This is a genomic window from Cupriavidus sp. TMH.W2 (genome assembly GCF_050847365.1).
In the GTDB taxonomy this organism is placed as follows: domain Bacteria; phylum Pseudomonadota; class Gammaproteobacteria; order Burkholderiales; family Burkholderiaceae; genus Cupriavidus.
The window spans coordinates 516,557-529,331 of sequence record NZ_CP193792.1 but is presented as its reverse complement, the minus strand read 5'-3'; the positions used below and the strand labels follow the sequence as shown (position 1 = coordinate 529,331).

Below are 12,775 nucleotides of genomic sequence, written 5' to 3'. Positions count from 1 at the left end.
GGCCGCCGCACGCCGTCCGGGCCACGCTGCTTGGCAGCGGCCCGGGGGCGCGGGATAATGTTTGCATTCTATTGCAAAGCGGCAGCCCGCTGCCGACCGGTGCCCCGATATGTGCCAGCTGCTAGGCATGAACTGCGCCACGCCGACCGACGTGACGTTTTCCTTCACCGGCTTTGCCGCGCGCGGGGGCCTGACCGACCACCACGCCGACGGCTTCGGTGTCGCCTTCTTCGAGGACAAGGCCTGCCGCCTGTTTATCGACAACCAGTCCGCCGGCACCTCGCCGGTGGCGGAACTGATCAAGCGCTACCCGATCAAGTCCAAGAACGTCATCTCGCATATCCGCAAGGCGACGCAGGGCACGGTGCTGCTGGAAAACTGCCACCCCTTCATGCGCGAGCTGTGGGGCCGCCACTGGATCTTTGCCCATAACGGCGACCTGAAGGGTTTCTCCCCGTTCCTGTCCGGCGTCTACCAGCCGGTGGGCGACACCGACAGCGAGCTGGCCTTCTGCACGCTGATGCAGGGCCTGCGCAAGCGCTTTCCGGGCTCGCAGCCGCCGCTGAACGAGCTGGGCCACGCGCTGGCCGACATCACCCGCGAGATCACGCTGCACGGGGTCTTCAATTTCCTGCTGTGCAATGGCCAGGCGCTGTTCGCGCATTGCTCGACCCACCTGTACTACCTGGTGCGGCAGTGGCCGTTCTCGACCGCGCACCTGATCGATGCCGACCTGTCGATCGACTTTGCCCAGGTCACCACGCCGGACGACCGCGTGGCCGTGATCGCCACCCAGCCGCTGACCGACAACGAGACCTGGACCCGCTTCGCCCCGGGCGAGCTGATCATGTTCGAGGACGGGCGCCCCACCATGACGCTGACGGTGCCGATCCCGCCAGAGGTCCAGGCGAAGAACGCGGCAAATACAGCCTGCACCTGAGCCGCCGGGAACGAAAAAAGGGACGCCAATTGGGTGCTCCCTCTCCCGCTTGCGGGAGAGGGTTGGGGTGAGGGCCAGCGCGTCGACGAAGTAGCGTCCGGCGGTATGCCACCGCCTGCCCTCACCCCCTGCCCCTCTCCCGCAAGCGGGAGAGGGGAGCAAACCATCAGTGGTGCAGGATCTTCGACAGGAACTGGCGCGCGCGCTCCGAGCGGGCCTCGATATTGCCGAAGAACTCTTCCTTGTCGGCGTCTTCGACGATCTTGCCCTGATCCATGAAGATCACGCGGTTGGCCACCTTGCGCGCGAAGCCCATTTCGTGGGTCACGCACATCATGGTCATGCCTTCCTGCGCCAGCTGCACCATCACGTCCAGCACCTCATTGACCATCTCGGGGTCCAGCGCCGAGGTCGGTTCGTCGAACAGCATGCAGATCGGGTCCATCGACAGCGCGCGCGCAATCGCCACGCGCTGCTGCTGGCCGCCCGAGAGCTGGCCGGGATACTTCTCCGCCTGGCTCTTCAGGCCCACGCGCTCCAGGTACTTCAGGCCCTTGGCCAGCGCCTCGTCCTTGGAGCGGCCGAGCACCTTCATCTGCGCGATGGTCAGGTTCTCGGTGATCGACAGGTGCGGGAACAGTTCGAAGTTCTGGAACACCATGCCCACGCGCGAACGCAGCCTGGGCAGGTTGGTCTTGGGATTGCCCACCGAGGTGCCGTCGACCAGGATGTCGCCCTTCTGGAACGGCTCGAGCGCGTTGACGGTCTTGATCAGCGTGGACTTGCCCGACCCGGACGGGCCGCACACCACCACCACTTCACCCTTGGCGACCTTGGTGGTGCAGTCGGTCAGCACCTGGAAGGCGCCGTACCACTTGGAGACATTGTTGATTTCGATCATACAGCCACCTTTTTCTGGTAACGCTTGACCAGCAGCGAAGCGGAGAAGCAGATAAGGAAGTACACGAGGCCGGCAAACAGCAGCATCTCGACGATGCGGCCGTCGCGTTCGCCGATGCCGTAGGCCTGGCCGAAGAAGTCGGCCAGCGCGCTGACATAGACCAGCGACGTATCCTGGAACAGGATGATGCCCTGGGTCAGCAGCAGCGGCACCATGTTGCGGAAGGCCTGCGGCAGGATCACCAGCCGCATCGACTGGCCATAGGTCATGCCCATCGCCTGCGCCGCGAACATCTGCCCGCGCGACACGCTCTGGATGCCCGCGCGGATGATCTCGGAATAGTACGCGGCCTCGAACAGCGCAAAGGCCACCAGCGCGGACGTCATGCGCAGGTCAGTCGCCGGCGACAGGTTGAACAGGTTCTGCAGCACCTGCGGGATGATCAGGAAGAACCACAGCAGCACCATCACCAGCGGGATGGAGCGGAAGATGGTCACGTACCCCTGCGCAAACCAGTTCAGCAGCCTGAACGACGACAGCCGCATCATCGCCAGGATGGTGCCCCAGACGATGCCCACCACCACCGCGGTGACGGTGATCTTGAGCGAGACCATCATGCCCTCGCCCAGGACCGAGAGCGTGGCGGGGTTGATGGAGGTGAAATCGAAGGAATAAGCCATGGCGCCCCCTTACTTGCCGCCGATGAAGCCGGGCACGCGCGTGCGGGCTTCCACCCAGCGCATGAGCAGCATCACCGTCACGTTGATCAACGCGTACATCAGCGTGACCGCGATAAACGATTCATACGGGCGCGCGGTGTAGTCCACCAGTTGCCGGCCCTGTGCCGCCAGTTCCAGCAGGCCGATGGTCGATGCGACCGCCGAGTTCTTGAAGATGTTCAGGAACTCAGAGGTCAGCGGCGGCACGATCACGCGAAACGCCATCGGCAGCAGCACGTAGCGGTATGTCTGCGGCAGCGAGAAGCCCATCGCCAAGCCGGCATTCTTCTGGCCGCGCGCCAGCGAGTTGATGCCCGAGCGCACCTGCTCGCAGACCCGCGCGGCGGTGAAGGTGCCCAGGCACAGCATGGCGGCGACGAACTGCTGTGCAAACGGGTTCATCTGCTTGATCGCCTCGCCGCCGGGCAGCAGCTCGGGCGCGACGAAATACCAGATGAACAGCTGCACCAGCAGCGGGATGTTGCGGAAGATTTCGACGTAGGTGGCGGCGATGCCCGCCAGCCACTTGTTGGGCACGGTGCGCAGCACGCCAAGCACCGAGCCGATGACCAGGGCGATGACCCAGGACGAGAGTCCCAGCGCGAGCGTCACCTTCAGGCCCGAGATCATCCAGTCGAGGTAGGTCTCGTTCTGGGCAGCCTGTTCGAGGAAGACTCCCCAATGCCAGTTGTAGTTCATGTTGCGTCCTCAAAAAGAAACGGAAGGACATGCCTTCCGTTTCGCACTGCTGTCAACGGCAGGTCAATCCAGCGCCTTGTCGTTAGGCGCCTTGATCAGCGCCTTCATGTCTTCGGACAGCGGGAAGTCCAGGTTGAGGCCCTTCGGCGGCACCGGCTGCATGAACCACTTGGTGTACAGGGTGTTGACCGCACCGTCCTTCATCATGCCCGTGATCACGGTATCGGACAGCTTCTTGAACTGCGGATCGTCCTTGCGAATCATGCAGCCATAGGACTCGCGCGATTGCGGCTTGCCCACCACGATCCAGTCGGCCGGGTTCTTGGCCTTGGCGCGTTCGCCGTACAGCAGCGCGTCGTCCATCATGAATGCGACCGCGCGGCCCGACTCCAGTGTCAGGAACGACTGGCCGTGGTCCTTGGTGCTGATGATGTTCATGCCCAGCTTCTGGTCGTCGTTCATCTTGCGCAGCAGGCGCTCCGACGTGGTGCCGGCGGTGGTGACGACGTTCTTGCCCTTCAGGTCGGCCCAGTCCTTGATGCCGCCGTCCTTCTTCACCATGATGCGCGTGCCGATGATGAAGATGGAGTTGGTGAAGGCAACCTGCTTCTGGCGCTCCAGGTTGTTGGTGGTGGAGCCGCACTCGATATCGATGGTGCCGTTCTGCAGCAGCGTGATGCGGTTCTGCGAGGTGATCGGGATTTCCTTGACCTGCAGGCTCGGCAGCTTCAGCTGGTCCTTGATGGCTTCCACGATCTTCATGTTGATATCGTAGGAGTAGCCAACTTGCCGCACGCCGCCCAGGTTGTAGTTGAACGGGATCGACGACTCGCGCACGCCGAGCGTGATGACGCCGGTGTCCTTGATCTTCTTCAGCGTGCCCGTCAGTTGTTCAGCTGCCTGTGCCGTCCCGCACATCACGCCCCCGGCAATCATCAGGGCAGCCAACTTGGCAAAATTCATAACATCTCCTTGACCATGAAGAGAAAGCGGGATTCTAGAGATAAAACTCCCACTGGTGAAACAGTATTGCGCAGCATCCGCCGCAATACAACTGGGTTTTCTCCTAGAACCTCACTTCAGGGCAATCAGTGCGCACCGCGCCCGCATACGACAACGCGGTCTCCGGCGCTTGCCGGAGACCGCGTCTGGCGGTCATGAACCACGGTGTCCGGAACGATTACTGCATTGCACCATGGCAGTGCCTCGTCCCGTTTCGCGTGCCTTGCATATCAGGGATACAGGCCGCGCATCTCGCGCGCCTGCAGGATCCGCGTGCAGGCCACGATAAACGCCGCCGTGCGCAGCGTCACCTTGTTGTCCTGTGCCACTTGCCAGATTGCCCGGAAGGCTTCTTGCATGATCCGTACCAGGCGCTGGTTGATCTCTTCCTCGGTCCAGAAGAAGCTGGAGAAATCCTGCACCCATTCGAAGTAGGACACGGTCACGCCGCCGGCGTTGGCGATCACGTCCGGGGCCACCAGGATATTGCGCTCGCGCAGGATGTCGTCCGCTTCCGGGGTGGTCGGGCCGTTGGCGCCCTCGATCACCAGGCGTGCCTTGATCTGCGGCGCGTTCTCGGCCGTGATCTGGCCTTCCAGCGCGGCCGGGATCAGGATGTCGCAGTCGACTTCCCAGAACTGCCCGGTGCGCAGGACTTCGCCGCGGAAGCCTTCGATGGTGCCGCTGTGCGAGGCGTACTCCATCATCGCCGGCACGTCCAGGCCGGCCGGGTCGAACAGCGTGGTGCGGTGGTCCTGCACCGCCACCACCTTGGCGCCGGCCTCATGGAACAGCTTGGCGGCCACGGCGCCCACATTGCCGAAACCCTGCACCGCGACGCGCGCGCCCTTGATTTCCAGGCCGATATTGCGCGCGGCTTCGGAGCCGACCACGAACACGCCGCGGCCGGTGGCTTCATGACGGCCGAGCGAGCCGCCCAGCGAGATCGGCTTGCCGGTCACCACGCCGGTGGCCGTGCTGCCGGAGTTCATCGAGTACGTGTCCATCATCCAGGCCATGACCTGCGCGTTGGTGTTCACGTCCGGCGCCGGGATATCCTTGCTCGGCCCGATGATGATGTTGATTTCGCTGGTGTAGCGGCGCGTCAGGCGTTCCAGCTCGGCGTGCGACAGCGTGCGCGGGTCGACGCGGATGCCGCCCTTGGCACCGCCGTAGGGCACGTTGACCGCGGCGTTCTTCACCGACATCCAGGCCGACAGCGCCATCACCTCGGACAGTGTCACGTCCTGGTGGAAGCGCACGCCGCCCTTGCCCGGGCCGCGCGACAGGTTGTGCTGCACCCGGTAGCCCTCGAAGTGGGCGATGGTGCCGTTATCCAGTTCGATGGGAACGTCGACGACCATCGCGCGCTTGGGGCGCTTGAGGGTTTCGACCCAGCGTGCCAGCGAGCCCAGGTAAGGCGTGACACGGTCAACCTGCTGCAGGTAGATGCCCCAGGGGCCGAGATTGTCGGCATTGAGGTAAGACGGGAGTGCGTGCTTTTGGCCAGCAATATTGGTCGGTGCTGCGGAAGACATCGGTGGGTTCCGGGGTGGAGAATGCCCGCAAGCTTAGGGGTGGCGCCCCACCCGAATCCAATGCCGTTTGCTCATCCGGTCATGCAAAACCTGCATAACCTTGACTGACCGGCTGTGTACTCCCTCTCCCCCTGCCCCTCTCCCGCAGGCGGGAGAGGGGAGCAAACCGGCGCTCAGCATTAGCCTGCCAACAGCGTCGACCACACCTTGTCGACCAGCTGGCGCTTGCGCCGCGCCCCGGCGCGGCGTTCGTTGCCGTTCTCGCCCGGCCGCTCGCGGTACAGGCGGATTTCCATGTCGATCGACAGCGGCAGCCCGCGCGCCGACTCGGCCCGCACCAGCCGCCCCGCGGCCACGTCCTCGTGCACCGCGCTTTCGGGCAGGAAGGCCATGCCGTGGCCGGCCAGCGCCATCACCTTGAGCGCCTCGGCCATGTCGGTCTCATAGCATTTGTCGAGCTTGAGCGCCTCGGAGGTGTCGGCCAGCAGCAGGTCGACCATGCGGCCAAGGAAGGCGTTGGGCGTGTAGCTGAGGAAGGGCACCGGCTTCTTGTCGGTCCCGGGCAGCCGGAACTGCGGCTTGCCGGCGGCATCCGGCACGCTGTAGGGCGACAGCCGTTCGGTGCCAAGCACCAGCATGTCGTACCGTGCCGGATCCAGCTGGATGGCCTGGCGCGCGTGGTGGTAGACCATCACCAGGTCGCAGCCGCCCTCTACCAGCATCAGCACCGCGTCGTGGACGTTGAGCGCGCGCAGCCGGCACGGCACCGTGCCGATCTTGCGCTCCAGCGCCTTGAGCCATTCCGGGAAGAAAGTCAGCGACAGCGTGTGCGGCACCGCGAACTCCAGCACCTGGGCATTGGCCGAGCGCTGGCCGCGCATCAGCGCACGGGTCTCGCTGACCTGCGCCAGCATGGCCAGCGCCTGCTCGTAGAACACCTTGCCGGCCGGGGTCAGGCTGGTGGGGTAGCTCGAGCGGTCGATCAGCTCGGTGCCGACCCACGCCTCCAGCGACTGGATGCGGCGCGAGAACGCGGGCTGCGTGACATGGCGCAGCTCGGCCGAGCGCGAGAAGCTGTGCGTCTCGGCCAGGCTGACGAAGTCTTCAAGCCATTTGATTTCCATGACGCGGATTATCCACCCGCGCCCGGCAGTTCGTCACGTGCGCGCCGCCTGCCTGCTCTGCCGCGATGTGGCCAGCGCGGTGGCAAAATGTCCTGTCAGGCGTCCTGCGTGGCGTCGCCCACGTCGAGTTCCAGCGCATCCGCGCCCACCGCTTCGCCGCCCTTGGCGGCGGCGCGGGCCTGGATGTCCCACATCTCGGCGTAGCGGCCGCCCGCGCGCATCAGTTCGGCATGGGTGCCGCGTTCGACGATACGGCCGTGGTCCATCACCAGGATCTGGTCGGCATGCACGACGGTCGACAGGCGGTGCGCGATCAGCAGCGTGGTGCGGTTCTGCGCCAGCCGCATCAGCTCGGCCTGGATGGCCTGCTCGGTGCGCGAATCCAGCGCCGAAGTGGCCTCGTCGAAGACCAGCACCGGCGGATTCTTCAGCAGCGTGCGCGCGATCGCCACGCGCTGCTTCTCGCCGCCGGACAGCTTCAGGCCGCGCTCGCCCACCGGCGTGTCGTAGCCCTGCGGCAACTCGCGGATAAAGGTGTCTATCTGCGCGGCGCGCGCGGCGGCGATGACTTCGTCGCGGCCGGCATCGGGCCGGCCGTAGGCGATGTTGTAGAAGATGCTGTCGTTGAACAGCACCGTGTCCTGCGGCACGATGCCGATGGCGCGGCGCAGGCTATCTTGCGTGATCGCGCGGATGTCCTGGCCGTCGATCTCGATGGCGCCGCCATTGGCATCATAGAAGCGGAACAGGAGCCGGGCCAGCGTCGACTTGCCCGAGCCGCTGTGCCCCACCACCGCGGTGGTGGTCCCCGCGGCGATGGTGAAGTCCACACCGTCCAGGATCAACCGGTCCGGCTCGTAGCTGAAGCGCGCGTCGCGGAAACGCACCTGCGCGCCGTTGACCTGCAGCGGCTTCGCGCCCGGCGCGTCGGCCACCTCCTGGTTCGTGCCCAGCAGCACGAACATGCGGTCCATGTCGGTGGTGGCCTGCTTGATCTCGCGGTAGATCACGCCGAGGAAGTTCAGCGGGATATAGAGCTGGATCATCAGCGTATTGACCAGCACCAGGTCGCCCAGCGTCAGCTTGCCGTCGACCACGCCCACGGTGGCGCGCCACAGGATCAGGATCAGCCCCACCGCGATGATGGCCTGCTGGCCGAAGTTCAGGAACGACAGCGAGTTCTGCGAGCGGATTGCCGCGGTGCGGTATTTGCGCAGGTTTTCGTCATAGCGCTGCGCCTCGTACTCTTCATTGCCGAAATACTTGACGGTCTCGAAGTTGAGCAGCGAATCGATCGCCTTCTGGTTGGCGCGCGAATCCAGCTCGTTCATGCGGCGGCGGAAATGCGTGCGCCATTCCGTCACCACGATGGTAAAGACGATATAGCCCGCCAGCGCGCAGCCGGTGATGGCCGCGAACCAGATGTCGTAATGCAGGATAAAGAAGCCGATCACCAGCCCCATCTCGACCAGCGTGGGCAGGATGCTGTACAGCGAATATGAGATCAGCGACTGGATGCCGCGCGTGCCGCGCTCGATGTCGCGGCTCATGCCGCCGGTCTGCCGGTCCAGGTGGAAGCGCAGCGACAGCGCATGCAGGTGCCGGAACACCTGCAGCGCGATCTCGCGCACGGCGCTCTGCGTAACCTTGGAAAAGAGGATCTCACGCAACTCGGTGAACAGCGTCGCCGACAGCCGCAGCACCCCGTAGGCGACGATCAGCCCCACCGGCACGGCCAGCAGCGCGCGCGGGTCGCCCGCCTGCAGGTTCATGCTGTCGATCAGCTTTTTCATCAGCACCGGCACGCCCAGGTTGGCCACCTTGGCGGCCACCAGGCACGCCAGCGCCAGCATCACCCGCCACTTGTAGTGCCAGACATAGGGCAGCAGGTTGCGCACCGTCTGCCAGTCGCTGCGCGGCGCGCGCTGACCGGGGAAGAGCGTGTTGGAAGCAGGAGCGGGGGCCGGCTCAGCGGTCGTGGAATAGCGGCGCATACGTTAGAATTCGGGCCAATGCGCGATTGTCGCAGAGTTCGCATTTCGTGGCAGGCGCAGGGTCATTCGCCGCGCCCCCTTCCGCAGTCCACCACACACCGTCATGAACGCTCCCGACACCGTCCCCGCCCTGCCCGCCGGCAAGAATCCCGCTCTGCGCGTGGTGCCGATGCCCGCCGACGCCAATGTGCACGGCGACGTGTTCGGCGGCTGGATCATGGCGCAGGTGGATATCGCCGGCTCGATCCCGGCGGTGGAACGCGCCCAGGGCCGGGTGGCCACCGTCGCGGTCAACTCCTTCCTGTTCAAGCACCCGGTGTTTGTGGGCGACCTGGTCAGCTTTTATGCGGACATCGTCAAGACCGGCCGTACCTCGGTCACGGTCGCGGTAGAGGTCTATGCGCAACGGATGCGCCACAGCAATGAGATCGTCAAGGTGACGGAGGCCACGCTGACGTATGTGGCCACGGATGAATCGCGGCTGCCGCGGGTGTTGCCGTCGGCTTGAAGATCCGGAGACTTTCGATCATCGATGCGGTGCTCCCTCTCCCGCTTGCGGGAGAGGGTTGGGGTGAGGGCCGGGCGCTGGCCGAAGCTATTGCGCTGGAAAGAAACCTTCGGCTCCGCTTGGTGTGATTCCTAGCTAAACCGCCCCTCACCCCGGCCCTTCTCCCCGTGAGGGGAGAGGGAGAACACCTTGCTTTGGCTAGTTCGGGCGGCTTGGGAGCACCCGACACCGCTCTCCTCTTTTACGCAGTCGCAGGGCCTTACTCGAACTTCGTAAAATCCGGCCTCCGCTTCTCGAAGAAAGCCGCAAACGCCTCTTTCGCCTCCGGCGCCACCAGCATGCGGCGGAACACCGCGCCCTCGTCGGCCATCTGCTTTTCCACCGCGGCCAAGTCGCCCGCCTTCATCAGCCGCTTGGTCTCGCGCAGCGACGATGCCGGCAGCGCCGCCAGCTTGCGGGCCTGCTGCAGCGCAAAGTCATGCAGCTCGGCCACCGGCAGCACGCGCGTCACCAGCCCGATCTCCAGCGCCTCCTGCGCGCTGAAGGCTTCGCCCAGCAGCAGCTTCTCGGCAGCGCGCTGGTAGCCGACCAGGCGCGGCAACAGCAGGCTGGAAGCGGCCTCGGGGCACAGGCCCAGCTGCACGAACGGCAGCGACAGCTTGGCCGTATCGGAGGCATAGACCAGGTCGCAATGCAGCAGCATGGTGGTGCCCACCCCAACCGCGGCGCCGCTGACGGCCGCGACGATCGGCTTGGTGGCGTGGCTGATCTGGTAGAGGAACTGGAACACGGGCGCCTGCTCCGCGCCTTCGCCCGCGGTCGGCGGGCGCTGCATGAAATCTTCCAGGTCGTTGCCGGCGGTGAAGATTTCCGGCTTGCCGCGCAGCAGGATGGCGCGCACGTTGCGGTCGGTCTCGGCCGCGCGCAGCGCGTCGGCCATGGCCTGGTACATCGCCGCGGTGATGGCGTTCTTCTTGTCGATGCGGTCGAACTCGATGGTCAGGATGCCCTGCTCGATGCCGGTGCGGATGCTCATGGTGTCTTCGTCTGTGGATGCATTGCTGGGAGGATTATTCAAAGGGCGGCGGCGCTTCGGACAGATAGCTCAGGCCGAACGCGCGCGCGCCGACATTCAGCGCCACCGTCAGGCTCATCGGCGCCAGCATCAGCTCCACGCCCTGGCCGCGCGCGGTGCGCTCCAGCGACTGGAACGCCGGCATCGCGCGCACCGCGTCGAGCGGCCCGGCATAGCAGACCGAGATTGCCGGCACCATCAGGCCACCACCGCGGATGCACTGCTCGGCATGCTGCAGCACGCGGCGTGCGCCCTCCTCCGAACCGCGCGCCTTGGCGATGGCCTCGGTGTGCCCGCGGTGCATGCGCACCACCGGGCGGATATTGAAGGCGCTGCCCATCACGTAGCGGCCCCAGGTGATGCTGCCCTCGCCCTTCTGGCGCGCGCGCGTGTACATATAAAGCAGCTCGTCGGGCACCAGGAACATGTGGGCGGCATCGCGCAGGCGCGTCTCGACCGCTTCGCGCACCGCCTGCGGGCTCGCGCCGGCGGCGGCCATGCGCGCGGCTTCGCGCACGATCAGCGCCTGCCCCGGGCCGATCGCGCCGGTATCGACCACGGTCAGGTCGAACAGCCCCGTGCGCCCGGCTTCCTTGCGCAGGCGCACGCTGCGCGCCACGGTGCCGATCACCGCGCCGCTCGCATTCGCATACAGCTTGCTGCGCGAACTGGCGATGGTGAACAGGATGGCGCGGTCGCAGTGGGCCACCACGTTGCGCAGCAGGTGTTCTTCCAGCTCGCGCTCGAGCAGCGGGATCGATTCGGCGTAATGGTCCTGGCGGCCGACCAGGTATTGCTGGTAAAGCGTGGGCAGCGCGTCCTCGTCGCGCGTATCGGCGACGAAATGCTCGCCCGCGCGGATGCGGAACGGAATCGTGTGGACCTTCAACTGGGCCATGACGTCGCGCGGCAGATCGCACGCGGCATCGGCCAGGATGGCTGTCTCCTGCATATTGTTGTCTCCCCTACCTGGTGACCCGCATGGCGGGCGGCAGCCCCGGTACTGCTTTCTTCACCTGACAGAAGGGCGGGACGGTCCCTGGACCGCCCCGCAGGCGCGTTTAAACGCGCTCGAAAATACCTGCAGCACCCATGCCCGTGCCAACGCACATGGTCACCATGCCGTACTTCAGGTTGTGGCGGCGCAGCGCGTGCACCACCGTGGCCGAGCGGATCGCACCGGTCGCACCCAGCGGGTGGCCCAGCGCAATCGCGCCGCCCATGCGGTTGACCCTGGCCGGATCCAGATCCAGGTCGCGCATCACCGCCAGCGACTGCGCGGCAAAGGCTTCGTTCAGTTCGATCCAGTCGATCTGGTCCTGGGTCAGGCCCGCGGCCTTCAGCGCCGCCGGAATCGCTTCCTTGGGGCCGATGCCCATGATCTCGGGCGGCACGCCGCGCACCGCGAACGAGACAAAGCGCGCCAGCGGCACCAGGTTGAACTGCTTGAGGATCTTTTCCGAGACCAGGATCAGCGCGCCGGCGCCGTCAGAGGTCTGCGAGCTGTTCCCGGCAGTGACGCTGCCCTTGTTGGCAAACACCGGGCGCAGCTTGCCCAGGCCTTCCAGCGAGGTCTCCGGGCGCGGTCCTTCGTCCAGTGAGATCGTGCGCGTCTTGACGCTGACCTGGCCGCTGGCAAGGTCCGGGAAACGTTCGACGATCTCGATCGGCGTGATCTCGTCCTTGAACTCGCCAGCCTGTTGCGCCGCGATGGCCTTCTGGTGCGAGGCCAGCGAGAACGCATCCTGGTCTTCGCGGCTGACCTGCCATTGCTGCGCCACCTTCTCGGCGGTCAGGCCCATGCCGTAGGCAATGCCGACGTTCTCGTCGCGGGTGAAGATCTCCGGCGACATCGACGGCGAGTTGCCCATCATCGGCACCATGCTCATCGATTCCACGCCGGCGGCGATCATGACGTCGGACTCGCCCACGCGGATGCGATCGGCCGCCATCGCCACTGCGCTCACGCCCGAGGCACAGAAGCGGTTGACGGTGATGCCGCCCACCGTGTTGGGCAGGCCGGACAGCAGCGCGCCGATGCGCGCGACGTTCAGGCCCTGCTGCGCTTCAGGAATCGCGCAGCCGACGATGGCGTCTTCGATCAGCTTCGGGTCCAGGTTGGGCACCTGTGCCACCGCGGCCTTCAGGATGGTGGCCAGCAGGTCGTCCGGGCGCGTATTCTTGAACGCGCCCTTGGGGGCCTTGCCGATCGGCGAGCGGGTGGCCGCGACGATGTATGCGTCTTGCAGTTGTTTCATGATGTCGGTTCCTCGCT

Annotated in this window: 12 protein-coding genes; 2 read left to right on the top strand and 10 right to left on the bottom strand. The window is 65.5% G+C overall.

The window, feature by feature from the left end:
• The first annotated feature begins 109 nt into the window (after window positions 1-109).
• The gene (locus tag ACREYQ_RS02470; RefSeq protein WP_432259220.1) at window positions 110-940 is read left to right on the top strand and encodes a class II glutamine amidotransferase; all 831 of its coding nucleotides are present in this window, start codon (window positions 110-112) and stop codon (window positions 938-940) included.
• Window positions 941-1,106: 166 nt separating this feature from the next.
• On the opposite strand, the gene ACREYQ_RS02465 is transcribed toward ACREYQ_RS02470, so the two are convergent.
• The 7 genes from ACREYQ_RS02465 to ACREYQ_RS02435 all read right to left on the bottom strand — a co-directional run bounded on the left by ACREYQ_RS02465 (window position 1,107) and on the right by ACREYQ_RS02435 (window position 8,917).
• Window positions 1,107-1,841 (bottom strand): amino acid ABC transporter ATP-binding protein, encoded by a 735-nt coding sequence (locus ACREYQ_RS02465; RefSeq protein ID WP_432259219.1) that lies wholly within the window; start codon window positions 1,839-1,841, stop codon window positions 1,107-1,109.
• Entirely contained in the window at window positions 1,838-2,521 is a 684-nt protein-coding gene (gene gltK, locus ACREYQ_RS02460; protein ID WP_432259218.1) for a glutamate/aspartate ABC transporter permease GltK, read from the bottom strand. The genes ACREYQ_RS02465 and gltK overlap by 4 nt, the downstream gene beginning before the upstream one ends.
• A gap of 9 nt (window positions 2,522-2,530) precedes the next feature.
• Window positions 2,531-3,259 (bottom strand): amino acid ABC transporter permease, encoded by a 729-nt coding sequence (locus ACREYQ_RS02455; protein WP_432259217.1) that lies wholly within the window; start codon window positions 3,257-3,259, stop codon window positions 2,531-2,533.
• Window positions 3,260-3,322: 63 nt separating this feature from the next.
• Window positions 3,323-4,222 (bottom strand): glutamate/aspartate ABC transporter substrate-binding protein, encoded by a 900-nt coding sequence (locus tag ACREYQ_RS02450; protein WP_432259216.1) that lies wholly within the window; start codon window positions 4,220-4,222, stop codon window positions 3,323-3,325.
• 269 nt (window positions 4,223-4,491) lie between these two features.
• Entirely contained in the window at window positions 4,492-5,799 is a 1,308-nt protein-coding gene (locus ACREYQ_RS02445; protein ID WP_432259215.1) for a Glu/Leu/Phe/Val family dehydrogenase, read from the bottom strand.
• Between the two features lie 179 nt (window positions 5,800-5,978).
• Window positions 5,979-6,923: a LysR substrate-binding domain-containing protein gene (locus tag ACREYQ_RS02440; protein WP_432259214.1), complete on the bottom strand. Its 945-nt coding sequence runs from the start codon at window positions 6,921-6,923 to the stop codon at window positions 5,979-5,981.
• A gap of 95 nt (window positions 6,924-7,018) precedes the next feature.
• Window positions 7,019-8,917, bottom strand: a complete 1,899-nt coding sequence (locus ACREYQ_RS02435; protein ID WP_432259213.1) for an ABCB family ABC transporter ATP-binding protein/permease — start codon at window positions 8,915-8,917, stop codon at window positions 7,019-7,021.
• A 103-nt stretch (window positions 8,918-9,020) separates the two neighbouring features.
• On the opposite strand from ACREYQ_RS02435, the gene ACREYQ_RS02430 reads away from it, so the two are divergent.
• Complete coding sequence (locus ACREYQ_RS02430; RefSeq protein WP_432259212.1) at window positions 9,021-9,425, top strand: acyl-CoA thioesterase; 405 nt, start codon at window positions 9,021-9,023, stop codon at window positions 9,423-9,425.
• A 259-nt stretch (window positions 9,426-9,684) separates the two neighbouring features.
• Here the strand turns inward: ACREYQ_RS02430 and ACREYQ_RS02425 are convergent, their stop codons facing one another.
• The 3 genes from ACREYQ_RS02425 to ACREYQ_RS02415 all read right to left on the bottom strand — a co-directional run bounded on the left by ACREYQ_RS02425 (window position 9,685) and on the right by ACREYQ_RS02415 (window position 12,761).
• Window positions 9,685-10,461 carry an enoyl-CoA hydratase gene (locus ACREYQ_RS02425; RefSeq protein WP_432259211.1) on the bottom strand — a complete coding sequence of 259 codons (777 nt, stop codon included), beginning with the start codon at window positions 10,459-10,461 and terminating at the stop codon, window positions 9,685-9,687.
• Window positions 10,462-10,495: 34 nt separating this feature from the next.
• A complete protein-coding gene (locus tag ACREYQ_RS02420; protein ID WP_432259210.1) occupies window positions 10,496-11,452 on the bottom strand; it encodes a DegV family protein in 957 nt (318 codons plus the stop codon).
• A gap of 109 nt (window positions 11,453-11,561) precedes the next feature.
• Complete coding sequence (locus ACREYQ_RS02415; RefSeq protein WP_432260346.1) at window positions 11,562-12,761, bottom strand: acetyl-CoA C-acyltransferase; 1,200 nt, start codon at window positions 12,759-12,761, stop codon at window positions 11,562-11,564.
• Window positions 12,762-12,775 lie beyond the last annotated feature (14 nt).

What these genes read in the sequence shown, in the direction of transcription:
- ACREYQ_RS02470 (WP_432259220.1), top strand. Translation starts at nt 110, where the DNA reads ATGTGCCAGCTGCTAGGCATGAACTGCGCCACGCCGACCGACGTGACG.
- ACREYQ_RS02420 (WP_432259210.1), bottom strand. Translation starts at nt 11,452, where the DNA reads ATGCAGGAGACAGCCATCCTGGCCGATGCCGCGTGCGATCTGCCGCGC.
- gltK (WP_432259218.1), bottom strand. Translation starts at nt 2,521, where the DNA reads ATGGCTTATTCCTTCGATTTCACCTCCATCAACCCCGCCACGCTCTCG.
- ACREYQ_RS02450 (WP_432259216.1), bottom strand. Translation starts at nt 4,222, where the DNA reads ATGAATTTTGCCAAGTTGGCTGCCCTGATGATTGCCGGGGGCGTGATG.
- ACREYQ_RS02445 (WP_432259215.1), bottom strand. Translation starts at nt 5,799, where the DNA reads ATGTCTTCCGCAGCACCGACCAATATTGCTGGCCAAAAGCACGCACTC.
- ACREYQ_RS02430 (WP_432259212.1), top strand. Translation starts at nt 9,021, where the DNA reads ATGAACGCTCCCGACACCGTCCCCGCCCTGCCCGCCGGCAAGAATCCC.
- ACREYQ_RS02440 (WP_432259214.1), bottom strand. Translation starts at nt 6,923, where the DNA reads ATGGAAATCAAATGGCTTGAAGACTTCGTCAGCCTGGCCGAGACGCAC.
- ACREYQ_RS02435 (WP_432259213.1), bottom strand. Translation starts at nt 8,917, where the DNA reads ATGCGCCGCTATTCCACGACCGCTGAGCCGGCCCCCGCTCCTGCTTCC.
- ACREYQ_RS02425 (WP_432259211.1), bottom strand. Translation starts at nt 10,461, where the DNA reads ATGAGCATCCGCACCGGCATCGAGCAGGGCATCCTGACCATCGAGTTC.
- ACREYQ_RS02455 (WP_432259217.1), bottom strand. Translation starts at nt 3,259, where the DNA reads ATGAACTACAACTGGCATTGGGGAGTCTTCCTCGAACAGGCTGCCCAG.
- ACREYQ_RS02465 (WP_432259219.1), bottom strand. Translation starts at nt 1,841, where the DNA reads ATGATCGAAATCAACAATGTCTCCAAGTGGTACGGCGCCTTCCAGGTG.